At 55.0% G+C, this 21,696-nt stretch carries 20 protein-coding genes and 2 pseudogenes; 10 read left to right on the top strand and 12 right to left on the bottom strand.

Annotation, left to right across the window (positions count from 1 at the left end):
- Positions 1-155: 155 nt before the first annotated feature.
- Positions 156-1,052, bottom strand: a complete 897-nt coding sequence (locus tag QE408_RS18365; RefSeq protein ID WP_296014747.1) for a LysR family transcriptional regulator VtlR — start codon at positions 1,050-1,052, stop codon at positions 156-158.
- A gap of 24 nt (positions 1,053-1,076) precedes the next feature.
- Positions 1,077-2,051, bottom strand: coding sequence for a thioredoxin-disulfide reductase (gene trxB / locus QE408_RS18360; RefSeq protein ID WP_306933644.1), 975 nt, complete (start codon positions 2,049-2,051; stop codon positions 1,077-1,079).
- A gap of 236 nt (positions 2,052-2,287) precedes the next feature.
- Here trxB and QE408_RS18355 point away from each other — a divergent pair, with 236 nt between their 5' ends.
- The gene (locus QE408_RS18355) at positions 2,288-2,755 is read left to right on the top strand and encodes an Lrp/AsnC family transcriptional regulator (protein ID WP_306933643.1); all 468 of its coding nucleotides are present in this window, start codon (positions 2,288-2,290) and stop codon (positions 2,753-2,755) included.
- Between the two features lie 10 nt (positions 2,756-2,765).
- Here the strand turns inward: QE408_RS18355 and QE408_RS18350 are convergent, their stop codons facing one another.
- The gene (locus QE408_RS18350) at positions 2,766-3,503 is read right to left on the bottom strand and encodes a hypothetical protein (RefSeq protein WP_306933641.1); all 738 of its coding nucleotides are present in this window, start codon (positions 3,501-3,503) and stop codon (positions 2,766-2,768) included.
- Positions 3,504-3,721: 218 nt separating this feature from the next.
- Here QE408_RS18350 and QE408_RS18345 point away from each other — a divergent pair, with 218 nt between their 5' ends.
- The gene (locus tag QE408_RS18345; RefSeq protein ID WP_306933639.1) at positions 3,722-4,483 is read left to right on the top strand and encodes a glycosyltransferase family 25 protein; all 762 of its coding nucleotides are present in this window, start codon (positions 3,722-3,724) and stop codon (positions 4,481-4,483) included.
- A gap of 18 nt (positions 4,484-4,501) precedes the next feature.
- The gene (locus QE408_RS18340) at positions 4,502-5,392 is read left to right on the top strand and encodes an alpha-1,2-fucosyltransferase (RefSeq protein WP_306933637.1); all 891 of its coding nucleotides are present in this window, start codon (positions 4,502-4,504) and stop codon (positions 5,390-5,392) included.
- A 21-nt stretch (positions 5,393-5,413) separates the two neighbouring features.
- Here the strand turns inward: QE408_RS18340 and QE408_RS18335 are convergent, their stop codons facing one another.
- From QE408_RS18335 to gmd, 7 genes and pseudogenes are all read right to left on the bottom strand, one after another.
- Positions 5,414-6,388: a hypothetical protein gene (locus QE408_RS18335; RefSeq protein WP_306933634.1), complete on the bottom strand. Its 975-nt coding sequence runs from the start codon at positions 6,386-6,388 to the stop codon at positions 5,414-5,416.
- Positions 6,389-6,426: 38 nt separating this feature from the next.
- Positions 6,427-6,644 (bottom strand): annotated as a pseudogene (locus QE408_RS18330) (IS630 family transposase); the annotation flags it as partial.
- The gene (locus QE408_RS18325; protein ID WP_306934854.1) at positions 6,620-7,483 is read right to left on the bottom strand and encodes a glycosyltransferase family 10 domain-containing protein; all 864 of its coding nucleotides are present in this window, start codon (positions 7,481-7,483) and stop codon (positions 6,620-6,622) included. The pseudogene QE408_RS18330 and the gene QE408_RS18325, both read right to left, overlap by 25 nt.
- A 267-nt stretch (positions 7,484-7,750) precedes the next feature.
- Positions 7,751-8,731, bottom strand: a complete 981-nt coding sequence (locus QE408_RS18320) for a hypothetical protein (RefSeq protein WP_306933632.1) — start codon at positions 8,729-8,731, stop codon at positions 7,751-7,753.
- Positions 8,732-8,766: 35 nt separating this feature from the next.
- Positions 8,767-9,945 carry a DegT/DnrJ/EryC1/StrS family aminotransferase gene (locus tag QE408_RS18315; RefSeq protein WP_306933631.1) on the bottom strand — a complete coding sequence of 393 codons (1,179 nt, stop codon included), beginning with the start codon at positions 9,943-9,945 and terminating at the stop codon, positions 8,767-8,769.
- Entirely contained in the window at positions 9,926-10,867 is a 942-nt protein-coding gene (locus QE408_RS18310) for a GDP-L-fucose synthase family protein (protein WP_306933630.1), read from the bottom strand. The genes QE408_RS18315 and QE408_RS18310 overlap by 20 nt, the downstream gene beginning before the upstream one ends.
- Positions 10,868-10,898: 31 nt before the next feature.
- Positions 10,899-11,954 carry a GDP-mannose 4,6-dehydratase gene (gmd, locus tag QE408_RS18305; RefSeq protein ID WP_306933629.1) on the bottom strand — a complete coding sequence of 352 codons (1,056 nt, stop codon included), beginning with the start codon at positions 11,952-11,954 and terminating at the stop codon, positions 10,899-10,901.
- Between the two features lie 239 nt (positions 11,955-12,193).
- On the opposite strand from gmd, the gene QE408_RS18300 reads away from it, so the two are divergent.
- The 4 genes from QE408_RS18300 to QE408_RS18285 all read left to right on the top strand — a co-directional run bounded on the left by QE408_RS18300 (position 12,194) and on the right by QE408_RS18285 (position 16,089).
- On the top strand, positions 12,194-13,006 hold the full coding sequence (locus QE408_RS18300; RefSeq protein WP_306933626.1) for a glycosyltransferase family 25 protein: 813 nt from the start codon (positions 12,194-12,196) through the stop codon (positions 13,004-13,006).
- A gap of 150 nt (positions 13,007-13,156) precedes the next feature.
- A complete protein-coding gene (locus tag QE408_RS18295; RefSeq protein ID WP_306933624.1) occupies positions 13,157-14,191 on the top strand; it encodes a glycosyltransferase in 1,035 nt (344 codons plus the stop codon).
- A gap of 22 nt (positions 14,192-14,213) precedes the next feature.
- Positions 14,214-14,993 carry a glycosyltransferase family 25 protein gene (locus tag QE408_RS18290; RefSeq protein WP_306933623.1) on the top strand — a complete coding sequence of 260 codons (780 nt, stop codon included), beginning with the start codon at positions 14,214-14,216 and terminating at the stop codon, positions 14,991-14,993.
- A gap of 52 nt (positions 14,994-15,045) precedes the next feature.
- Complete coding sequence (locus QE408_RS18285; protein WP_306933621.1) at positions 15,046-16,089, top strand: glycosyltransferase; 1,044 nt, start codon at positions 15,046-15,048, stop codon at positions 16,087-16,089.
- Between the two features lie 75 nt (positions 16,090-16,164).
- On the opposite strand, the gene QE408_RS18280 is transcribed toward QE408_RS18285, so the two are convergent.
- Both QE408_RS18280 and greA read right to left on the bottom strand, forming a co-directional pair.
- On the bottom strand, positions 16,165-17,214 hold the full coding sequence (locus QE408_RS18280) for a glycosyltransferase family 4 protein (RefSeq protein WP_306933619.1): 1,050 nt from the start codon (positions 17,212-17,214) through the stop codon (positions 16,165-16,167).
- Positions 17,215-17,323: 109 nt separating this feature from the next.
- Entirely contained in the window at positions 17,324-17,800 is a 477-nt protein-coding gene (greA, locus tag QE408_RS18275) for a transcription elongation factor GreA (RefSeq protein WP_062426441.1), read from the bottom strand.
- Positions 17,801-18,021: 221 nt separating this feature from the next.
- Between greA and QE408_RS18270 the strand changes: the two are divergent.
- The 3 genes and pseudogenes from QE408_RS18270 (at position 18,022) to QE408_RS18260 (ending at position 21,691) form a co-directional block, all read left to right on the top strand.
- Positions 18,022-19,255 (top strand): annotated as a pseudogene (locus QE408_RS18270) (putative DNA modification/repair radical SAM protein).
- Positions 19,255-20,706 (top strand): UdgX family uracil-DNA binding protein, encoded by a 1,452-nt coding sequence (locus QE408_RS18265; protein ID WP_306933617.1) that lies wholly within the window; start codon positions 19,255-19,257, stop codon positions 20,704-20,706. The pseudogene QE408_RS18270 and the gene QE408_RS18265 overlap by 1 nt, the downstream one beginning before the upstream one ends.
- Before the next feature lie 199 nt (positions 20,707-20,905).
- Positions 20,906-21,691 (top strand): YfdX family protein, encoded by a 786-nt coding sequence (locus QE408_RS18260; protein ID WP_306933616.1) that lies wholly within the window; start codon positions 20,906-20,908, stop codon positions 21,689-21,691.
- The last annotated feature ends 5 nt before the right edge of the window (positions 21,692-21,696 follow it).

Below are 21,696 nucleotides of genomic sequence, written 5' to 3'. Positions count from 1 at the left end.
CTCTTTTTTGTGCAGGACAGGCATGCGCCCTGTGCATCACTCGCGCTCGCTGTCACATTTCCTTCGCAAGGCTGGCATCGAATTCAAGTGATGTTCGGCACGGCGATGCCGCCTATCTCTTTGTAGTGGTTCGTTTTTGAGCGCTTATCGAAGTATCAGAAATTCCAGTTTCGAGCCTTGGCCACGATGAAATCGCGGAAGGCTTTCAGCTTGGCGGCGTTCTTCATCTCATCCGGATAGCAAAAATAGGTATCGAAGGATGGGATGTCGGCCGGAAGCGACAGCTGGATAAGGCCTGGATCTCGTCCCACGATATAGTCGGGAAGGCAGGCAATGCCGATTCCGAGAAGGCAGGCGCGTTTGATTGAGGTCTGGCTGTTGATTTGCAGGTGGGCAAGCCGCGTGTTGTCAGATGAGCGCCCTGCATTTTCCAGCCAGTTGACGTCCAGCAGATAATTAGGCGCGGGCTCGCCAAAGGAGATGATCTTGTGGTTGTCGAGATCCTCGATCGACTGCGGCTCTCCATACCGGTTGATATAGGAGGGGGCGGCATAGACGTGCATATGCACGGTGAAGAGTTTGCGCTGAATGAGGTCGGACTGCTGCGGCTGGCGCAGACGAATGGCGCAATCCGCGTGGCGCATGTTCACGTCGAGCTCCTCATTGTCGAGGATGAGCTGGATCGACATTTCCGGATAGAGCTGGAGAAACTCCTGTACCTTGTCCGTCAGCCAGCCCTGGCCGAGGCCGACCGTGGTGGTGACGCGCAGTTTGCCGCTTGGCTTTTCGGTCGTCTCCGTCAGCTGCATCTTGACGGTTTCGAGCTTCAGCAGCACGTCATGCGCGGTTCTATAGAGCAACTCGCCCTGTTCGGTGAGGATCAGGCCGCGCGCGTGGCGGTGGAACAGCTTGACCCCGACATCCTGCTCCAGCGCGCTGACCTGGCGGCTGATGGCGGACTGGGACAGATGCAGCTTATCCGCCGCATGGGTGAAGGATCCAGCTTCGGCAGCCGCATGAAATATGCGCAGTTTGTCCCAGTCCAATGGCATAGGCATGCGGTTTGGTGCCCTTCTTTATTCGGCTGCAACAGCCAGCGGCGCTTGTGCCGCGAGATAACGTTCGGCTTCCAGAGCCGCCATGCAGCCCATTCCGGCCGCGGTGATAGCCTGACGATAGGTATCGTCGGTGACGTCGCCAGCGGCGAAAATGCCTTCGACATCCGTTGCCGTCGAATCCGGCGCGGTCCACATGTAGCCGTTCGGCTTCAGCTTCAGCTTGTCCTTGAAGAGTTCGACCGCTGGCGCGTGGCCAATCGCCACGAAGACGCCGTGGATCGGCATTTCGGTGATCTCACCGCTCTTGGTATTGCGCAGGCGCGCGCCGGTGACCGATGGCGGCATGGGTGGCTTGGCAGGTGTGCCGATGATTTCGGCAACTTCCGTGTTCCACAGGATATTCACATTCTCCTTGGTGAAGAGGCGCTCCTGCAAAATCTTTTCCGAACGGAAGCTGTCACGTCGATGCACGACGGTGACCGACTTGGCAATGTTGGCAAGGTAGAGCGCTTCTTCCACGGCGGAATTGCCGCCGCCAACCACGATCACGTCTCTGTTGCGATAGAAGAAACCATCGCAGGTGGCGCAGGCGGAAACGCCAAAGCCCTGGAAATGCTGTTCGCTTTCGATGCCGAGCCACTTCGCCTTGGCGCCAGTGGCAATGATCAGCGTGTCGGCCGTCCAGACAGCGCCGGAATCGGTCTTGACCGTGAAGGGGCGGACAGTCGTCTCGACCTCGGTCACCAGATCGTTGACGATTTCCGCACCGACATGCTGCGCCTGCTTCAGCATCTGATCCATCAGGAACGGGCCCTGGATCGGGTCGGCGTAGCCCGGATAGTTTTCCACATCCGTGGTGATCATCAACTGGCCGCCCTGTTCCATGCCCGCGATCAGCACAGGCTCTAGCATGGCGCGAGCAGCATAAATGGCGGCCGTGTAACCGGCCGGGCCGGAGCCGATGATCAAAACCTTTGCGTGACGGACGGACATGGAACGTTCCTTTCAACAGGGTGCAGGCAGCCAGACTCAGTGTGGCGCGCGGATGGATACCCTTCTTGCGCAGCATTTAAGGGTGTCCAGTGCCGATATTCAAGGGCAGCCGTGCATTACCAACAGGGCAGTTGCAAGCGAACACGTAATTTTGTGTCGCGAGCACGACGGATTATTGCGAATCCCGCCGCGTGGAGTAGAAGGAAGCACCTAACCGCTGACGAAGGAATGCATGCGTGGCCAGCGTCGAACTCGATGCCATCGATCTCAAAATCTTGCGTGAACTGCAGCGCGACGGCCGCATGACCAATGTCGAGCTCGCCGACCGCGTCGGCATCTCCGCGCCACCTTGTCTTCGCCGCGTGCGCAAGCTGGAAGAGGCCGGCATCATCGAAGGTTACCACGCGATGCTGAACGCCCCCAAGCTCGGCTTCGATCTCGTGGCCTTCTGCATGGTGGGCCTGAAGCGCCAGTCCGAAGCCAACCTCAAAGCCTTCGCCGCCGCCACCGACGGCTGGCCACTAGTGCGCCAGGCCTGGATGGTTTCCGGCGACAGCGACTTCCTGCTTCACTGCGTGGCCGCAAACCTCACGCAGTTCCAGGATTTCGTCATCGAGGTGCTGACGGCGGACGAGCATGTGGAGACTGTGCGAACGATGTTGACGATCCGGCAGGTGAAGAGGTTGGGACTGGTTGAGGTTTAAGGGGAGGCGGTCAGCCTTCCTGCTCCCAATTGGAAACGCCATCGACATAGGTCTTCGTCAACTTCCGCTCATCACGCCATTCGCGCCCGATATCGGTGATGATAAAGCGCTTTTTTGCCCCTAGCATGTAGTTCTTGTAAGGACGTACGAAGTCCTCCATGGCCGGATTAATGCCGTCATAGAACTGCTTTTCGGGATCGTAACGGTCATCCATGAGTGATGCCGCGGTTTTGGCAAAATCAGTTCTCAAGAAGGATGGCGACGTGGCGAATAGCGGGAATGGCTTGCCGACTTTGAAACGGATGCCGAGGATGGTTTTTCTGTCCCACCGGCGATGGAAATGCCCGTATCTGAAATTCCAGTGTTTGTGATAATGGTTCAAAGATAACTGGGTTACGTCTTTGTCGGAAAAGATGCCAAAGACCTCCGCCGGATTGAGTTGCTCATCGAGCAACCAGTCGTCTTCAAGATGAAACAGGATTTCGGATTGCGCCTGCTGCCAGAGGTATTTTACCGCCTTGCAGAAGCCTGGTTGCTCGGGCGTGTGGATGTGAGCATCTGGGAAGAACGAGCGAATGACCGCTACCGTCGCGGCTTCATCATCGATATCACCAAAAATCGGATCGATATTGGCGTAGAAATTGGCGATTTCAAATCGATCGAACATCGAGGCCTGAAAGCTCTTCAGCGTTCTCTCAAGGAGCTCTGGCCTGCGGCCAGCGACAAGGCAGATATCGATAGGCGGCATAGGGCAAAATCCTCGAAAAGGCTGCAGGCAATTGTTCAGGCGGGCAGAGGTTTAATGACTTCCGTATGTCGCTTCAATGACGGATTGGTCTGGAGGCACGCATGAAGCGTTTCATGTCCGACATAAAACCAACTCCTTAGCGATAGGTGGCAGGGAATATCCATTTTATCTCTGACCGCTATGTGTTAGGGGACGAAATCTTTGTTTCGGGACTGTACATGAAACAGCTTGATATCGTTGTGGTCAACTTGGCTCGCTCGCAACAGCGGCGCGACGCGATGACTGCTTTGTTGGATCCGTTGGGTCTGCCCTATAGCTTTTTCGAAGCGGTGGATGGGCGCGCAGGACCACATCCTCTCTTCGCCAGATTCGACCGACGAATGGCTGAAATGCGCCGTGGCTACACTTTGACGGGTGGCGAATTGGGTTGCTACGCCAGCCACTATCTTCTTTGGGAACGCTGTATCACTGAAGATAAGCCGCTGCTGATTTTTGAAGATGATGTGGCGCTCAATGAGAACTTCCTCACGGCATATCAGGTGGCGGCTGATCGCATCGAGAAGTATGGCGTCATACGGTTTTCTCGACACAAGAGACCACCGTGGGCGGTCGTAGAGACGCCGGCGGAAGGGCTCGACATCGTCAGGTTGAAGATCGGTCCGCACGGCACATCATGCTACGCCGTCTCGCCAAGAGCGGCCAAAAAGCTGGTGGAGACGGCGAAGGTGTGGTTCGAACCTGTGGACTGCCATCTCGACCGGTTCTGGCTGCACGGCGTCAACTGCTACAGCTTCTCTCCGTCGCCTGTGACCCATGCCGCAGACACCGCAGCGGAATCGGAAATCTGGCAAGGTAAAGAACGTGAAAAGAAGTCGCGAAGATTCAGAAACCGGCGCGCCTTCTACAGAACGTTTGACAAGATTTCTCGGTTTATCCGCAACTTAGGATATGCGGGACACTGGCGGACTGAGAAACACTGATCATCATCAGCAGGTCACTTGACCGGACAACTTCAGGATACACGTGTGATTATTACTCGTATCATTGGCGGCCTCGGCAACCAGATGTTTCAATATGCTGTTGGACGGGCGCTTTCTATCGGATCCGGTCAACCCCTGAAGCTGGATTTGACCGAAATGGAGCAGTACAAGGCACACGCATTTCAGCTCGACCAACTCAACATCATCTACGATGTCGCGGATCGCAGTGAAATTCCTTATCCGCCACGCAAGAGTGTGTTCGGGAGATTAGTCAACTCACTAAAAAACAGAGGTCGAATTCCCCAGTTGTTTGAAAAAGCGCAGCCGTTTGATTCAGACATTCTGGATTGGAGGGGACCCGCTCACCTTTCCGGTTATTGGCAGAGCGAAAAGTATTTCGCGCGGCATGCGAACATCATCCGTCAAGATTTCTCGTTGAAGCAACCCTATAGTCATCTAAGGCAGGATGTTCTTTCTAAGATTCGCGGTGTTAAGGCGCCGATATCTGTCCACGTGAGAAGAGGGGATTATGTCACTAACCAAAGGGCGAACGCAATCCACGGTACTTGCGAGCCGGATTGGTATCGGCGGGCTATGGAAATTATGATGGACAGGGCGGACAAACCTACCTTCTTCATATTCTCTGATGACCCGAATTGGGCGCGGAGTAACCTTCCTGAATATAGGGGTATGATTTTTGTAGAGCCTCAAGCAGACGGTAGAGATGCGGAAGACATGCATCTTATGGCTTCATGCCACTCCCATATCATCGCTAACAGCACTTTTAGTTGGTGGGGCGCGTGGTTAAATCCACGTGCAGATAAAAATGTTATAGCTCCTGCGCGGTGGTTTCGTTCGAGGGAACAGCTCAGCCGAGACCTAGTGCCTGTAGAGTGGTCCTCTCTTTAAGATACTCAACTAATCTTATTTTTATTTCATCCTTAACCGACAAGCTTTTTTGAAGCGCGCTAAATCAAAATTTCCGCCTATATCAGTAGTGAACCAATCTTCTAAAGGAGCGTGCCAAAACGGAAAGTAAAGAACGAGAGCCGATGGTGACAATATGGCTGCTAAATAACTAAAGGCTGATTTACTGGTTACGATAATGTCTGCGTTAGCGATTTCAGAGAAACTCTCTATAGCTGGACGATTTATATGATATCGCACGTCTTCGCCGAGTTCCTGAAACTCTTCAAAATTATCCACACCAGCCTTAATCGTAACTGGTCTCGCCAAATCATACACCCCTGGAGCTTCTGGATTTACGGTCGTATCTTTGCGCGGCGCCTCACTGTGGATATCTATGACGTGGGGTATGTCAAGTTCATCCAATATCATTTTTACAAATTTCGCGTTGCGAATGTAATAGGAGTTGGGCAGAAGACGGTCTTTATCCAAAATATGGACGTCACCCCGTCTTACATGAATCGCTATTCTCAAGGGCTTACTTCGGGTCCGCTTTTGGAATGGCGTTACCATTTTGCAAGCGCCCCAAGCATGCGGAACACGGTCCAGAATATAATGAGGGTGGGCTATCCTTACCAGTATAGGGCCACGGTTCCATTGACGATATAGTGCCCTTTCAAAGCCCATCTTAGGATTTGGTATCGTCACAGTCTTTATATTGTGGGGCAGTATTTTATCGTTTTCTATTTGGCATAGCTTATTGAAAGGCAGGGCGAATTCCTTGTCTAGGGGCTTTCCCTCTAGTATTTCTATTCCCTGGTGATCAATTTTGTGCATGGGTGTATGGTGGTAGTTAAATCCATACATACGAGTAAGAGCGTATACCCCAAATATTCGGTAAAGTTGCGCGCCAGCGCCGTCTGTATGGTAGTCATTGGCATAAGTGAGGAAGATTTCACTCGACTTACGTCGACTAAGTATATTTGACAAAAATCCCATAAGAACGCCTTATCCTCCGAAATTGTCATGGTCTAGATTTAGTGGAATGCTTCCAACGTTTGATACCCACGTCTGACGGCAGCTCTGATGTCGTCTGGGTCTGTTTTCCAGATGAATGGCTTCGGCTCGTTGTTGTGTTCCTTAATGAATCGATTGATGGTCACCTGCAGGTCAACGACGGCGGGGCCCCTTGCTTCTGCCGCGGCTGCATCAGTTTCGCAAAGAAGCCCTCTACGGCGTTGAGCCACGAGCAGGATTACTGTTCTTCACCGAGGGTGCTATTTTCAGTCCAGCCTTTAAGAGCAAAAACATCCCATTTGCTGTGTATTTTTGGTACGCATCGCTATTTAGAAATTGCTTTGCAGCTCGGATGAATGTTTTCCACTGCACTTCATCGACGCGTCTCAAAAATTCTAGGAGCTCTACGTCAGACGTGAATTTCCTGCGATCGATGAACGTGTTGCTCGGAATCATGTCCTCTATGTCTGGGGCGCCGAGATATATCGGCACACAACCAGCGTTGAAAGCATCAAATATTTTTTCTGTCAAATAGCCGCGCAGATTTTTTGCATTCTCGTAGCAAAGATTGAAACGGTAGTTCGACATCGTCGCGAGCTTGTTATCCACTGTGCCGCGCCAAGATTTGTACTCGCTGGTCCATCTCGCACCGTAATGATCAAAATCCTCTAGGCAATGCTGCTCTAAAAAGTTGATGGTCTTGATTCTGGCGGTATAGAGTTCGTCTGGATGGCTAGATGTTTTATTGGCGGAGAAATTACAAATGAGCTTTCTATCATGAAACTGCAGACTTGGCTGCACCGGCAAAGTGTCTGACTGGGGAAAAACAAACTCCTGATATCGGCCACCTAACTCGAGGAGATCCTTGCTCCAAGTGAATATGACTCGGAATTTGCTATGATTTTTTTTATCATAGGCAAATTCGTCTACGATCGGCGGCTCATAAAGGGCAACCGCAACCCTATCTGCCAACCCCGCGTTTACGCAGCGTTGGTAGAACGTTCCTTTGCCCAGAGCTTGCTGAACAACGTGTTTTATCCACTTAATAAGGCTCGTGGGTTTCAAGTCTCTGGGCATGTTTTGAAAGATAACCCACGCAGCATCCTTCAATTCGCCGTCATAATTCTCAGGGGTATATAGCTCGTAGCCGTGTTCTCTGAACCGCGCTTGAATTACGTGCCATACATCTTGCTCATCGCCTTCAACGCCAGGCTGACAAAATATACTCGCCATGTTCTCCTGTTGTGGAGCATAAATAATTGGCCGCAACGTCGTGTCCTTACTTTTATTCACGGCAAGCAGACAAGGTCGTCTCACTCAGTCAATGGCACCATGCTTGAAAAACTAACGTGTCACGGCGCCACGCCGGTTGAATGACGACCAGGCAGCTCGGTAAATCTTATTCGCAGTCGATGTGAACACCGCTCGGGCATACAACTTTGCCCCAGAACTCCCGAATTTTTCTCTCTTGAGGCGAGCAGTATAAAATTTTAGTCCCTCCAGCTCGTTTCGACTGAAGAGGCCATGCGGCCGACTTCGCCAGAGTGTCACAATGTCACTCGGCGTCCCGTTCCACTTGAACTGATCGAAACGATAGAATTTGTATCGTGGATCGTCCAGCGGCAGCAAATCGATGTCTGGACGTTGGGCAGGATTAAGCATGTCTGCTATCGGCAGATGGATGGTGGTTGCGTGAGATAGCCATGCAAATGAACTGATGGATACGGCAATTTCGCTTGACCGTCTCAAGGTCTCGAAGTCCTCAACCGCTGTCTGAGGTTTAGAGTAGATGGCGTTTGGGTAGCGCTCGCGGAGTTTCTCTGCATAGTAGCTGTCCCCCAACTGTCCAACGAAAACGGGCGATGCGTCGGTGTTTTTCAAAACGGCGTCGATGTAGGAGAACGGAATAGGATAGTAATCTTGGTGCGCCGGCGTGAGAATGTCTACACCACGAATGTGGAATACGACGTGTTCGGAACCATATCCTGTAACGTTTTCGCAGCTCGAACCGATGATAGGTCGATAAAATTCTGGCGGGGCATAGTTTGATATTCTGAAGGAGTGCCCCTTTAGAACTTCATTAGAGGCGAGCCCTTTGCGAATGATATCAACGAGGTCGTCGTGATAGATGGAGTTGCCGGTTAGGCTAAGCTCGATTGCCTTGTCAGGGTCGTTATCGAGCGGTGCAATTACTCCCCACTCAGGGATGTGACAGCCGGTGACCCATACGTCACCGGCGACACGCTCGATGTTTTTAGCAAGCATGAACTGCAACAATTGATTCGCAGTCCCACCTCTTAGCTGGATTCTCAGGCGGCACGCCATAACGTTGGTCCAATCGTCGAAGACAGCGTAAGAACTTAGTTTCCTTGCAGTGAAGACCCAAGCGCATGTTCCAGCGTTGCGAATTCACTATTCAGTGGATAGTGGTGGTTGCCGATGAAGAAGCCGGCCTCGTCAATCCGCTCGGCATTCGTGAGGTCGCCCGCGATCGAATAGTCGAACCATTTTAGCACTTCGTTTTTGGCGAAGTTGCCGGCGACGATGGGTCGGGTGTCAACGTTTGCTGCCGTCAGAGCCGAGATCAGGTGCTCTCGGCTGATATTGGCTTCTGGTTCTACAATCATGCTGAAGCCGAACCAGCTGCTTTCGCCGATTTCCTTCTGGGTTCTGAGATCAGGAAACTGCTTCATGATATCGAGAAAACGTTCGGCGTTGTTTCGTCTTTCGCGAACGATCATTGGTAGCTTGCGCAGTTGGGCAAGGCCAAGTGCGCCGCTCATCTCAAGAGGACGCAGATTGTAGCCGGGAAGAACGAAGCGGAAGGCTTCGGTGAACGGATCGTCACTCCTATCGGTAGTGATCCTGTTCTGCTTCGGCAGATTTCTTGTCCAGCCATGGGCGCGGAGGGCCAGCAGAATGTGATAGATTTCCTCGTCGTCGGTAACAACCATTCCGCCTTCCATGGTGGAAATATGGTGGCTGAAGAAGGAGCTGTAGGTTCCCATGAGGCCGAACGTGCCCGTCTGTTTTCCCTCATATGCCGCGCCCATAGATTCGCAGTTGTCTTCCAACAGAACGATATCGCGCTCGCCTATGATGGTCTTGATCTTGTTGAAGTCGTTGGGATTGCCAAGAAGGTTGACGGCCAGGATGGCGCGCGTGTTCGGCGTGATCGCCTGCTCGAGCTTTTCCAGGTCGAAGTTCAAAGTATCCTTGTCGATGTCAACAAAGCGAAGCTTTAGCCCGTATTGATAGAGCGGATAGTAGGTGGTGCTCCACGACACGGCAGGAACGATCACCTCCGCTCCCGGCAAAAGCGGTGATTCCGATTTGTATCGGAGCGCGCCGATCATCACAAGATTTGCGGAGGACCCGGAATTGACCATGACGCAGTACCGGCTGCCGACATAGTCCGCAAAGGCCTTTTCGAATTCGGCAACCTTTTGGCCCATCGTGAACATCCCGGACTGGATGACCGATTGGATTGCCTCATATTCCTCGTGGTCCCAGGCAGAATTAGCGAGCGGATAGGACATTCTGTACTTCCTTGGAAAGATAATAGTCGTAGGTCTTGCGGATGCCGTCATGCAACTTGGTGCGAGGCACCCAACCGAGTTCAGTCTGGCGGGTCACGTCCAGGAGCTTTCTCGCCATGCCGACGGGCTTGGAAAGATCATGGACGAAGCTGCCCTCGAAGCCGATGACCTCTGCGGCTGCGGCGTAGTATTCATTGATCGTATAATCGTATCCAAGGCCAATATTGGTCAGCGCGGGCAGCGCCTCGAAATGGTCGAGGGCGAAGAAGATCGCCTCTGCCAAGTCCTCGGCAAACATGAACTCTCGTCGCGCGTTACCATCTCCCCAGATATCGACTGCTTCTGCACCGCATTCTTTGGCTGAGTGAAGCTTGTGAATAACGGCGGGGATCATATGTGAGACGGCTGGGTCGAACTTGTCGAACCGACCGTAAAGGTTGCAGGGTATGACCGTCTTATACTGATACTCGCCGTCCTCACGCGTGACATATTCACAAAGTCGAGCGACAGCGCATTTGGCTATGGCGTAACCCTCGTTGGTGGGTTCCAGGGGGCCGGCCAGTACCATATCTTCTTTCAGCGGGTCCATGTGGCCACGCGGATACATGCATGAGCTACCGAGATTGATCAATCGCTTCACGCCAGCGGCCCTCGCAGCACGGACGATGTTCTCGCCCATGCTCCAGTTTTCCGTCAGAAAACGAACTGGCTCACGAATATTGGCCTGGATTCCGCCCACACGGCCAGCCGCATGGATGACAATGTTTGGCTTGAGAGCGTCTATGAACTCGATCGTCTTGGTTGCGTTTGTTAGATCAAGTTCATCGCTCGTTGGCGCGTGGATTACTGCGCCTCTTTTTTCCGCCTGCTCCAGAATGTTGCGGCCAACCATCCCACGTCCGCCGCTCAGCAAGATCTTCATGTGTTTTCCTTAACAGCCCGGAGTTCTTGCTTCACGGTGCGGCCGCCATTACCACAAGGTCGCTCTCGACCATTTCACGCACAAGCTCCCGCACGCTCGTTTCATGCTTCCACCCCAGCTTCTCATGCGCCTTCGTGGGGTCGCCGATGAGGAGATCGACTTCCGTTGGACGGAAGTAGCGGGGGTCTACTTCGACCAGAACCTTGCCAGTTGCGGTATCGATGCCCTTTTCGTTGACGCCTTCGCCTTCCCATCTCAGGGTGAAGCCGGCGTCGGCGAAGGCCCATTCGACGAAGGTCCGGACGGGGGTGGTTTCGCCGGTGGCGAGGACGTAGTCGTCTGGCTCGTCCTGTTGCATCATTAGCCACATGCCGCGCACATATTCCTTCGCGTGGCCCCAGTCGCGCTTGGCGTCGAGGTTGCCGAGGTAAAGCTTGTCCTGCCGGCCGAGCTTGATGGCGGCGGCGGCGCGGGTGATTTTGCGGGTGACGAAAGTTTCGCCGCGCAGCGGGCTTTCATGGTTGAAGAGGATGCCGTTGGAGGCGTGCAGGCCGTAGGCCTCGCGGTAGTTCACCACGATCCAGTAGGCATAGAGCTTGGCGGCGGCGTAGGGGCTGCGGGGATAGAAAGGCGTGGTTTCTCTTTGTGGTACTTCCTGCACCAGTCCGTAGAGTTCTGAGGTGGAGGCCTGGTAGAAACGGGTCTTCTTTTCGAGACCTAGAATTCGGATCGCCTCCAGCAGGCGAAGCGTGCCTATGCCGTCTGCATTGGCGGTGTATTCCGGTGTCTCGAAGGAAACCTGCACGTGGCTTTGCGCTGCGAGGTTGTAGATCTCGTCAGGCTGGGTTTCCTGCACGATGCGAATGAGGTTGGTCGCGTCCGTCATGTCGCCATAATGCAGGATGAAGCGCGGGTTTTCATCGTGCGGGTCCTGATAGATGTTTTCAATGCGGCCAGTGTTGAAGGACGAGGAGCGGCGCTTGATGCCGTGGACGGTATAGCCCTTGTCGAGCAGCAGTTGAGCCAGATAGGCACCATCCTGGCCGGTGACGCCGGTGATGAGGGCTACTTTTGCTTTTTCGGACATGGGCTTTGCTTTCATCTCTTCTTGGCGCAGACACCTTAAGTCGAAGGAGGTGCGTGTTCACGTTGCGATACCGTAAGTCGTCGGCAAAATAAACCGGGAAGTTTGTGCCGATGTCTGGGAGTATTCCTGGTCCGGGCTCGCCAGCTAGCGATGCACCTTGTGCTGTGATTGTCGAAAAGCCTATAGAGTCGCTGAGCTACGAAGGCGTTGTTGGGCCTTGAGAGTTGGAAGAGTGCGACATGAACCAGGCCATCCCCGTCTTCGTCATCAACCTTGCGCGTCGCGAGGACAGGCTGGAGCGCGTGTCGCATCATCTGGAAGAGCGTGGCATTGCGTTTACCCGCGTCGATGCGTGCGATGCGACCAAGGTCGACGAGGCTGTGCTGGATGGCGTCGTTACGCCTGCTGGTCCGCTGGGTGCGCTCGGCCTCGGCGACCGGTCCTGCACGGTGAGCCACACCTATGCCTGGGAAGCCTTTCTGCAGACCGGCGCGCGGTTCGGCTTGATTCTTGAAGACGATGTGTTTCTCTCAGGCGATGTGGCGAATGCCTTGAGGTCGGATGACTGGATTCCCCCCCATGTGGACGTGATCAAGCTGGAGAAGTTCGGCTCGGGTATCTCCAAGGTTCTTTTGGGAGATGCGGAGATCAAGGTTCCTGGCACGGAACGTGCGCTGCATCGCATGTTCTCCCGCCATGTGGGGGGCGGGGCCTACGTCCTGTCGCGCCGGGGAGCACAGGTGGCGCTGTCATACCGTGGACGTATTAGGGTGCCGGTCGATCATTTTCTCTTCAACGATACGGTGTCGCCCGTCTTCCGGCAGTTGAAGCCTTTCATCGTTCAGCCAGCGATGGCGACGCAGCGGCAGTATGAGTATAATTCCGATATCGCCAAGTTCGGCAAGGCCGCTCGTCCCACAGGCTGGCGGCTGAAACTGAGGAAGCTCCGTCGAGGGTGGAACGAGATCAGCCAGATCCACCGGCAACTTGTGGTATTTCTCAGCAAGCGCGGTGCGATCAGAGAGATTTTCTGGAAAGATTCAGCACTGTAAGTATCACTCGATCTGCTCAAGCCGTACTGCGTGATTACCTTTATTGTGCGCAAGGTACCCAAGCATGCTTTTGAGCTTTAAGTCGCGTGGACTATTGTTGCATGCGTCTATATAGCGCTTCAGCATTGGCTGGGCGCGGAGCGATAATGGATGAGTGCCGAAAGAATTCTTCATATGCATTTCGGCAAAGAGGGCGGTGCCGAGCGCTTTTTTGTTAATCTGGCGTCTGCCTTTGGCGATCGAGGCATCGAGCAGCGCTTTATCGTTCGTCCGGGCCGTATCTGGCGTGACGAGATCGCGGCCCTTGGTCCCACCATCGAAAGCGAATATCGCCGCATCTCGCCCAAGGCACTTTGGCTTCGCTGGCAGGTGAACAAGATCGTGCGCGAATGGAAGCCGGATGTGGTCATGGCGTGGATGTCGCGCTCCTCCCGCCTTGTCCCGGCGCATGGCAACAGCGTGCGGCTGACGCGGCTTGGCGATTATCCCCGTCACCTGAAGAACTTCCGCAATAACGATCTTATCGTTGCCAATGCGCCCGGCATTGCGGAAGCATGTGTACAACTGGGCTGGACGAAGCCCGTCAAGGTGATCTCCAATTTCGTTCGCGAAACGACGATCAAGCCGGTGTCCCGTGCCAGCCTCGGCACACCTGAGGGTGCCTTCCTGGTCGTGGGTACAGGCCGGTTCATCCGGCGCAAAGGGTTCGATGTTCTGATCAAGGCTGTGGCGCAGATCCCCGATGCGTGGTTGTGGCTTGTCGGCGAGGGCGATAAGCGGGCCGAGATGGAGCAGATGGTTCAGGTACTGGGCATGGCAGACCGCACCCGCTTCACCGGCTGGGTCGAGGAGCCGATGGATTATGTCGCGGCAGGCTCGATCTTCGTCATGCCGTCGCGCCATGAGCCGCTCGGCAATGTGATACTGGAAGCCTGGCAGGCGGATGTGCCTGTGGTTTCCACCCGCTCCGAAGGGCCATCCTGGTTTATCCGCGATGGCGAAGATGCGCTGATGTGTGATATCGACGATGTGGATGGCACACTTGCGGCGATCAATCGTATCCGGACGGATGAGAAGCTCGCCGCAAAGCTGCGCCAGCAGGGCAGGGCGAGGCTGGACGCCGATTTCCGCAAGGACGCGGTGGTGGATGCCTATCTCGATCTGTTCAAGCAGATGAAACGGTAAGTCATTCTTGATGGTCTCTAATTTGAATAACATCTCTCCGAACGCTGATTTCTGCTGCTACATCATCAATCTGGATGGCAGCACGGAGCGCTTCTCCCAGGTGTCGGCGTCGCTCGAGAAGGCGGGTGTCACATTCGAGCGGCTATCCGCTTTTGACGGGCGCAAGCTCGCCCTCGATACGGTTGCGGATTACGATGCCGCCGCTGCCAGACGCTATATGGGGCGTGAGCTTGTTGGTGGAGAAATCGGTTGCTATTACAGCCACTTGAATGCGGCGAAGGCATTTCTTCAAACGGATAAACGTTTTTGTCTGGTCATCGAAGATGACGCCGCACCGCATGAAGCCCTGCAGGCAATCGTTACGGAAACGATCGCTTGTCTTAATGCGCATGATCCCGATTGGCGGATCGTGAATATGGGCAATGAGAAGCTGAAAATCTTCCGTCCACTGAAGACGATGCGCTTCGGAAAAAATATATTTACTCTTTGCATCGCTCACTATTTTCCGATGACGACAGGCGCCATTCTCTGGTCGAGAAAAGGCGCACAGGAGTTCGTCGATGGACACCGCGTGATCTTCGCACCGGTCGATAACTTCTTTCGTTACTGGATCACCCGCGTTGGTGGCGGCTATGCTTTCTTTCCAAGGCCTGTGTCCACCACGGATGCGGTCAGCGATATTGCCCATCCTGGAAACCTATCGAGAAGCCGTAATGCACGCAGCTTCCTCTATGGCCTGCGCAAACAGCGGCGGCTTATGGTGGATAAGCTGATTGCGACCAAGCGAAAGTACTTCTCGTGATTTCGCGCCTTTACAACGACTTTGAGGTCCAAGCTAAGGAACATATGCCCCGATGAGTGTGAGGCGGATCTTTCACCTGCAATTCGGCACGGATGGCGGCACTGAGCAGTTCTTCCTGCGTCTTACGCGCGCTTTTCATGAGCGTGGCATTGAGCAGCAGTTCGCGATCCGGCCGGGCGTGACATGGCGTTATGAACTTGAGGGCCGGGGGCAAGTGCATGAAGGCTATTATCTTCGCCGCTGGCCCAACTGGTGGCTGCGCACCCAATTGCTGAAACGCTCCATGAAGCAATGGCCCGCCGATGTGGTGATGGGGTGGCGCGCGCCGACGTCGCGGCTGATGCCGGACACAGGCAATGCGGTGCGCGTGGTACGTCTGGGTGACTATCCGCACCACGTCCGCTATTTCGGCAATACCGACGCCATTGTCGGCAATGCGCCGAATGTCATCGAACACTGCCGCTCACTTGGCTGGCAGGGCAAGACGACCATCATCTCCAACTTTCCGGGCGAGGTCGGCACCTCCATCGTCAAGCGGTCTGATTTCTCGACACCGGACGATGTTCCTCTGGTCTGCGGGCTTGGCCGCTTCGTGCCAACCAAGGGGTTCGATACCTTGCTGCGCGCGATTGCGACGACGCCTCACCTGTGGCTGTGGCTGGTGGGGGATGGTCCCGACAGAGCCGATCTGGAGCGTCTGGCACAGGAACTTAGGATAACCGATCGTGTCCGCTTCATCGGCTGGGTTTCCGATCCGGCGGCCTACATCAAGGCGGCGGATATGTTTTGCGTGCCAAGCCGGCAGGAGCCGCTTGGCAACGTGCTGCTTGAAGGCTGGAAGGCCGAAGTTGCGGTGGTCTCTACCAAGACAGAGGGACCGTCCTGGGCGGCGGCGCATAATGAAAGCGCTCTCTTCACCGAGATCGACGATGTCGAGGGTATGGCGCAGGCGCTCTTGTGTCTAGAAGGATCACCTGAGCTTCGGGCCAAACTGGTCCAGGGAGGGGGCGAGCAATTAGCGGCGCGCTTTTCCGCGGAGCGGATTGTCGATCAGTATCTGGAATTTTTCGAGGAGCTGCGCAACAGTCGGCGGTGAACGCCTTCGTGGAGTTTTTGCCTATGCCACAAAACTACGGCCAAGTACTGTGGTCGGGAACCGATACTTAAAAGTCTAAACGCGAGCGTAGATCTCGCCCAAAGACCGAGCTTCACCTTCGAGAGCGAAATTCTCCACCGTCGTCAGGCGTGCAGCCGCACTTCTGTGCTGGATCATCTCTGGATCGCTTAAGAAACCGTTGGTCGCTTCGACGATGGCATCGAGATTGTCACGGCCGATGATCGTGCCGGTTTCGCCTTCGCGCACCAGTTCGGGAAAGGCGCCGACATCTGTTGCGATGACAGGTACGCCCGTCGACATGGCTTCCAGAGGCGTTAGGCCAAACCCTTCCCAGCGTTGCGGAGCGATGAAGAGGTCAAGCGCGCGATACCATTCATTGATGTTGGTATGCTCTCCGACAAAGAGGATTCGGTCGGCAAGACCTGCGGCGCGCACCTTGTCCTTCAGACCGGCCTCGAAATCCACATGCGGACCTGTCGCGCGTCCCGCGACAATCGCCGACCACTCCGGGTAGTTAGGCAGAACGCGGATCATCGTGTCGACGAAGAGATCGGTGCCCTTCTGGTGCCGTATCCGGCCGAAGCAACCGGCATATTTGCGCTGAGGATCGAGGCCGCGCGCGACCTTGGCCTCTGCCTTGTCAGCGGGCGGGGAGAAGCGATCGGTGTCGATACCGTGCATTATCACGGTACTCGGCACCTCCAGATAGGTTGCCGTCTGGCTATTGGTGGCGATCACGCCATCCATGTTGGAAATCAGAAATTTGGTCCAGCCGGTGTGCTTGCGTTGCGAAGCGGAGGTGAAGACGATCTTCAGCTTCATGCGCAGAATGTCGCGCATGATGATGGCCGGCAGCATTTCGATATTGCGCCGCGCATGCCAGACGCGCGGTCTGTCACCCGGACCATTCTGCCACAGCCGCCACAGATCGCGAAAGCGGACATAGGGCAGGCTGTCCGGCAGGCCGGGCCCGATCACAGCGATCTTCTGCCCGAGCCGGTTCTGCACCGGCACGAGCTGAATGATCGTCGATGTCACGCCCGAGAGCCTGCGCTTGAAGTTTGGCGCAAGGACGCGGACATCTCTCAGATCGACATGGGGCAAGTCTTGACGTCTCGGTCTATGGAGAAAGAGATTACAGTCTTTTCAAGGATTGCCGGTGGTCTGGTGATTGCAATTTGCACGCGACCAACGACGGCTCTTGGATAGGCTGTCAGTTCCAGTTGACGGACAGGATCTCATAGCCGCGCGAGCCGCCAGGTGCATTGACTTCAATGCTGTCACCCACTTCCTTGCCGATCAAGGCGCGGGCAATAGGGGAGGAAATCGAAATGCGACCTTCCTTCACATCGGCTTCCTGGTCGCCAACGATCTGGTAGGTCTTTTCTTCATCGGTGTCTTCATCGATGAGCTTGACGGTGGCACCAAACTTGATCTTGGAACCGGACATCTTGGAGAGATCGATGATCTCAGCCCGGGCGGTCAGATCTTCGAGTTCGGAGATGCGGCCTTCATTGTGGCTCTGCGCTTCCTTGGCGGCGTGATACTCGGCATTTTCCGACAGGTCGCCATGGGCGCGCGCTTCGGCGATCGCCTCGATGATACGCGGGCGCTCTTCCTGCTGACGCCAGCGAAGTTCTTCCTGCAACTTGACGTAACCGCCCTGAGTCATCGGTACTTTTTCTACCATCTTTTTATTCCTTCACATTCGCACCGCGGTAGTCGCAGACACAAAAAGAAACAGGTTCCGGAGCAAAACTTCGGAACCATGTCAAAATCACAATTTCCCCGACTATATCAGAAGACCGTCGTGAAATGCCAGCAAATTAAAAAGCCCGTCAAAAACGAGTATTTTCAACGCTGTGTGCTTGTGATTTGACTTTTGTTAACGGAACATATAGAGAACATACTATGAAGAAGTCAATCAAAGAGCGGCTTGCAGTTCTCTCCGATGCAGCGAAGTATGACGCCTCCTGTGCCTCTAGCGGGACGTCGAAACGCAACTCGGCGCAAAGCGGCGGGCTGGGTTCGACTGAGGGTTCCGGCATTTGCCATGCTTACGCGCCGGATGGTCGCTGTATCTCGCTGTTGAAAATCCTTCTCACCAATTTCTGCATCTATGATTGTGCCTATTGCATCAATCGGTCTTCCAGCAATGTCGAGCGCGCGCGTTTTACCGTGGAAGAGGTGGTGTGGCTGACGCTGGAATTTTACCGGCGTAACTACATCGAGGGTCTGTTCCTCTCTTCCGGCATCATCCGCTCCTCGGATCATACGATGGAAGAGCTGGTGCGGGTGGCGAAGGAGTTGCGGGTCACCCATGGTTTCAGAGGCTACATTCATCTGAAATCCATCCCTGAAGCATCGCCGCATCTGATTGAAGAGGCGGGACTTTATGCCGATCGTCTTTCGATCAATATCGAACTGCCGACCGATAGCGGGATTGGCAAGTTCGCGCCTGAAAAGCAGCCCGGCAATATTCGCCGTTCCATGGCCGATATTCGCTTGAAGATCGAAGAGGCGGGCGAGCCAACGCTGAAGACAAAGCGGGTCAAAACCTTTGCGCCAGCCGGGCAGAGCACGCAGATGATTGTCGGTGCCGATGGTGCGGATGACGGCACCATTCTCTCGACCAGCGCGCGGCTCTACGGCAGTTATGGGTTGCGGCGCGTCTATTACTCCGCCTTCAGCCCTATTCCAGATTCCTCCAAAAATCTGCCGCTGATCAAACCGCCCTTGATGCGGGAGCATAGGCTCTATCAGGCCGACTGGCTCTATCGCTTTTATGGCTTCGAGATCGGCGAAATCACGTCGACACAGCAGAATGGAATGCTTGATCTCGATATCGATCCCAAGCTCGCCTGGGCGCTTGGCAACCGCCAGAAGTTTCCCGTCGATGTGAATACGGGCGACAGGGAGATGCTGCTGCGCGGTGCCGGGCTTTGGTGTGAAGACGGTGAACGCCATCCTGTCCTCGCGCCGCTTCCGGCGGCTGCGTCTGGAAGATCTCGCCCGCTTCGGTGTGTCGCTCAAGAAGGTGAAGGCTTTTGTCTTGGCGGATGGCTGGACGCCGGGTAAGTTGACCGAGAGGCCCGATCTTCGTGCGATGTTCACGCCGCCGCCGGAACAGCTGTCGTTGCTGTGATGTATGCGGTCGAACTGGAGGGCAGGGGCGATTTTGGCGAGTGGCGCGAGGCTGCCCGCTCGCTTCTTGGAGCGGGTGTGGCGCCGAGCGATGTGGATTGGCGACTAAAAAGCGATCGCGGCTCGCTTCTCGATTTCGAGCATCAGGCGTCTTTACCAGTGGTGGGAACGCCTGTGCGGGTGACGGTTCCGTCGGCCTTTATGTCGTTGGCCGAAGGCATCATCTGTCACAGCGATCCGGCACGGTTTTCGTTGCTATACCGTCTCCTGTGGCGTCTGCAGCAGGATCGCGCGCTGTTGCAGATCAAGGCCGATCCGGATGTTCAAGCTGCCCGGCAGATGGAGAAATCCGTCCGCCGCGACAGTCACAAGATGACCGCCTTCGTTCGCTTCAAGGAAGTGCCGGGCGACGGCCCGCAGGCGCGGCGCTGTTTTATTGCATGGTTCGAGCCCGATCATTTCATCGTCGAGCGCAAGGCGCCGTTCTTCCAGCGACGCTTCAATGACATGGACTGGCTGATTGCAACACCGAAGGGCTCTGCGCGGTGGAATGGTCAGATGCTTCAGACATCACGCGAAGCGGCGGAGCGGCCGGATATTTCCGACGAGACGGATGAGTTGTGGCGCACCTATTATGCCAATATTTTTAATCCGGCGCGGCTGAAGATAAAAGCCATGACGGCGGAAATGCCGAAGAAGTACTGGAAGAACCTGCCCGAGGCCGACCTCATTCCGGAGCTCGTCATTGGTGCGGAAGCGCGCGTGCTTGGCATGGCGGCGAAGGCCGCGACCGAACCGCAGATGTTCCACCATCGTATCCAGGCGGCGGCTGCGGCTAGGCCACAGGAAGTCCTGCCGGATGCGAATACGCTTGCCGGCGTGAAGCGGGAAGCGCAAGCGTGCCAGATGTGCCCGCTCCATTGTGCCGCGACGCAGACGGTGTTCGGCGACGGGCCGGAGAGGGCCAAGGTGATGGTCGTCGGCGAGCAGCCGGGCGATCATGAGGATCTGGCAGGGCGACCCTTCATCGGCCCGGCAGGGCGGGTATTCGATCAGGCTCTGGTGGAAACGGGAATCGAGCGGAAATCGCTCTATGTGACGAATGCGGTCAAGCATTTCAAATATGAGGCACGGGGCAAGAAGCGCATCCATCAAAGGCCGAATGCAGGCGAGGTCGAGCGCTGCCGCTGGTGGCTGACACGGGAGATTGATCTCGTTCAACCCAAGCTCATCGTCGCCATGGGGGCGACAGCGGTTTACGCTTTGACAGGGATGAAACAGACGCTTTCCAGCCTTCGCAGCCGCCCTATCGCAATGGACAATTCGCGCATCTTGTTTGCTACGGTTCACCCCTCCTATCTGCTTAGAATCCCCGACGTCGCACGACAGGCCCAGGAGCGGGCTCTTTTCGTCGAAGATTTGCGTGCCGTCCGGCGCCTGTCCGAAGTGTGACGTGAGGCTCAGCTGCGTGCGGTCTTTTCCTTGGCAGTACAGCAGCTTGCCGTCTTCGAAAATTCGCTGCTTCTAAACATTAAAAGCCGTTCATGAAGTATTTGTAATGAGACTATTTGCAGAATGGGGCGTTTAATAAGCATCAACATCCAACGGTGGTTCGGATGTTGTATGTGGAAGTAAAAAAAGGATTTGTATCATGTTTATTCGTCGTAATCTTGCTGTTATTCTTGTTGCCGGTACTATGCTCGGCGGAATTGCTTACACTGCCGAAGCTGCATCGACAACTGCAGCGCAGACGGAAACCAAGGGTGCCGTTGTTCCGAATAAGGCCATCGATAAGGATGTTGGACGTCTCTCTCAGGATGGCGCACAGGCTTTGGCCGACATTCAGGCAACACGCCTAGCAATCTTCAATGCCAAGCCGGATGAGGCGAAGACCTTCATCAATAAGGCCAAGGACGAGTTGCAGAAGGCCTCCAAGGATGAAGCCGTCTTCATGAAGGCGGAGGCGGATCTGACGAAACCAACCAAGGCACCGGCGACTGGTGACGCGACTGCGGATGCAAAGCCTGCATCGGCGACGCCCATCCAATGGTTGCCAGTCGACTCGCAGTTGACGCTTGGTGAAGACTTCAAGGCAACGCCTGAAAAAGTTGCGGCCATCACTGAAGCCAACAAGAGCCTGAAGACGTCCGATCGTCAGGGCGCCCTTGAAAAGCTCGCTGTCGCGGATGTCGATGTCGAGTTCATCACTGCCGCTCTCCCGCTCAACCAGACGGTCACCGATGTTGGCAAGGCTGCCGACCTGATCAACCAGGGCAAGTTCTATGAAGCCAATGCGGTGCTGAAGGATGTGACGGATAACGCGATGCTCAACATCGTGGATATCTACGGTCAGCCTTACAAAGCAAAGGCAGAAAAGGTTGCCAATGCAGCAGCAGTCAAGCCGTCGGCAGACAAGACCGCTGCTCCAAAGGGCTAATCGCC

The sequence above is a fragment of the Agrobacterium larrymoorei genome, from assembly GCF_030819275.1.
GTDB lineage: Bacteria > Pseudomonadota > Alphaproteobacteria > Rhizobiales > Rhizobiaceae > Agrobacterium > Agrobacterium larrymoorei_B.
Note: the sequence above shows the minus strand (reverse complement) of the source record. Positions and strands in the feature narration are given on the sequence as shown.

Bases quoted from the DNA above. Each gene is read 5' to 3' on its own strand.
- QE408_RS18325 (WP_306934854.1), bottom strand. From the start codon at position 7,483: ATGCCCAGAGACTTGAAACCCACGAGCCTTATTAAGTGGATAAAACAC.
- trxB (WP_306933644.1), bottom strand. From the start codon at position 2,051: ATGTCCGTCCGTCACGCAAAGGTTTTGATCATCGGCTCCGGCCCGGCC.
- QE408_RS18295 (WP_306933624.1), top strand. From the start codon at position 13,157: ATGAGTGCCGAAAGAATTCTTCATATGCATTTCGGCAAAGAGGGCGGT.
- QE408_RS18320 (WP_306933632.1), bottom strand. From the start codon at position 8,731: ATGGCGTGCCGCCTGAGAATCCAGCTAAGAGGTGGGACTGCGAATCAA.
- QE408_RS18260 (WP_306933616.1), top strand. From the start codon at position 20,906: ATGTTTATTCGTCGTAATCTTGCTGTTATTCTTGTTGCCGGTACTATG.
- QE408_RS18285 (WP_306933621.1), top strand. From the start codon at position 15,046: ATGAGTGTGAGGCGGATCTTTCACCTGCAATTCGGCACGGATGGCGGC.
- gmd (WP_306933629.1), bottom strand. From the start codon at position 11,954: ATGTCCGAAAAAGCAAAAGTAGCCCTCATCACCGGCGTCACCGGCCAG.
- QE408_RS18265 (WP_306933617.1), top strand. From the start codon at position 19,255: ATGTATGCGGTCGAACTGGAGGGCAGGGGCGATTTTGGCGAGTGGCGC.
- QE408_RS18335 (WP_306933634.1), bottom strand. From the start codon at position 6,388: ATGGGATTTTTGTCAAATATACTTAGTCGACGTAAGTCGAGTGAAATC.
- QE408_RS18310 (WP_306933630.1), bottom strand. From the start codon at position 10,867: ATGAAGATCTTGCTGAGCGGCGGACGTGGGATGGTTGGCCGCAACATT.
- QE408_RS18350 (WP_306933641.1), bottom strand. From the start codon at position 3,503: ATGCCGCCTATCGATATCTGCCTTGTCGCTGGCCGCAGGCCAGAGCTC.
- QE408_RS18345 (WP_306933639.1), top strand. From the start codon at position 3,722: ATGAAACAGCTTGATATCGTTGTGGTCAACTTGGCTCGCTCGCAACAG.
- QE408_RS18365 (WP_296014747.1), bottom strand. From the start codon at position 1,052: ATGCCATTGGACTGGGACAAACTGCGCATATTTCATGCGGCTGCCGAA.
- QE408_RS18315 (WP_306933631.1), bottom strand. From the start codon at position 9,945: ATGTCCTATCCGCTCGCTAATTCTGCCTGGGACCACGAGGAATATGAG.
- greA (WP_062426441.1), bottom strand. From the start codon at position 17,800: ATGGTAGAAAAAGTACCGATGACTCAGGGCGGTTACGTCAAGTTGCAG.
- QE408_RS18300 (WP_306933626.1), top strand. From the start codon at position 12,194: ATGAACCAGGCCATCCCCGTCTTCGTCATCAACCTTGCGCGTCGCGAG.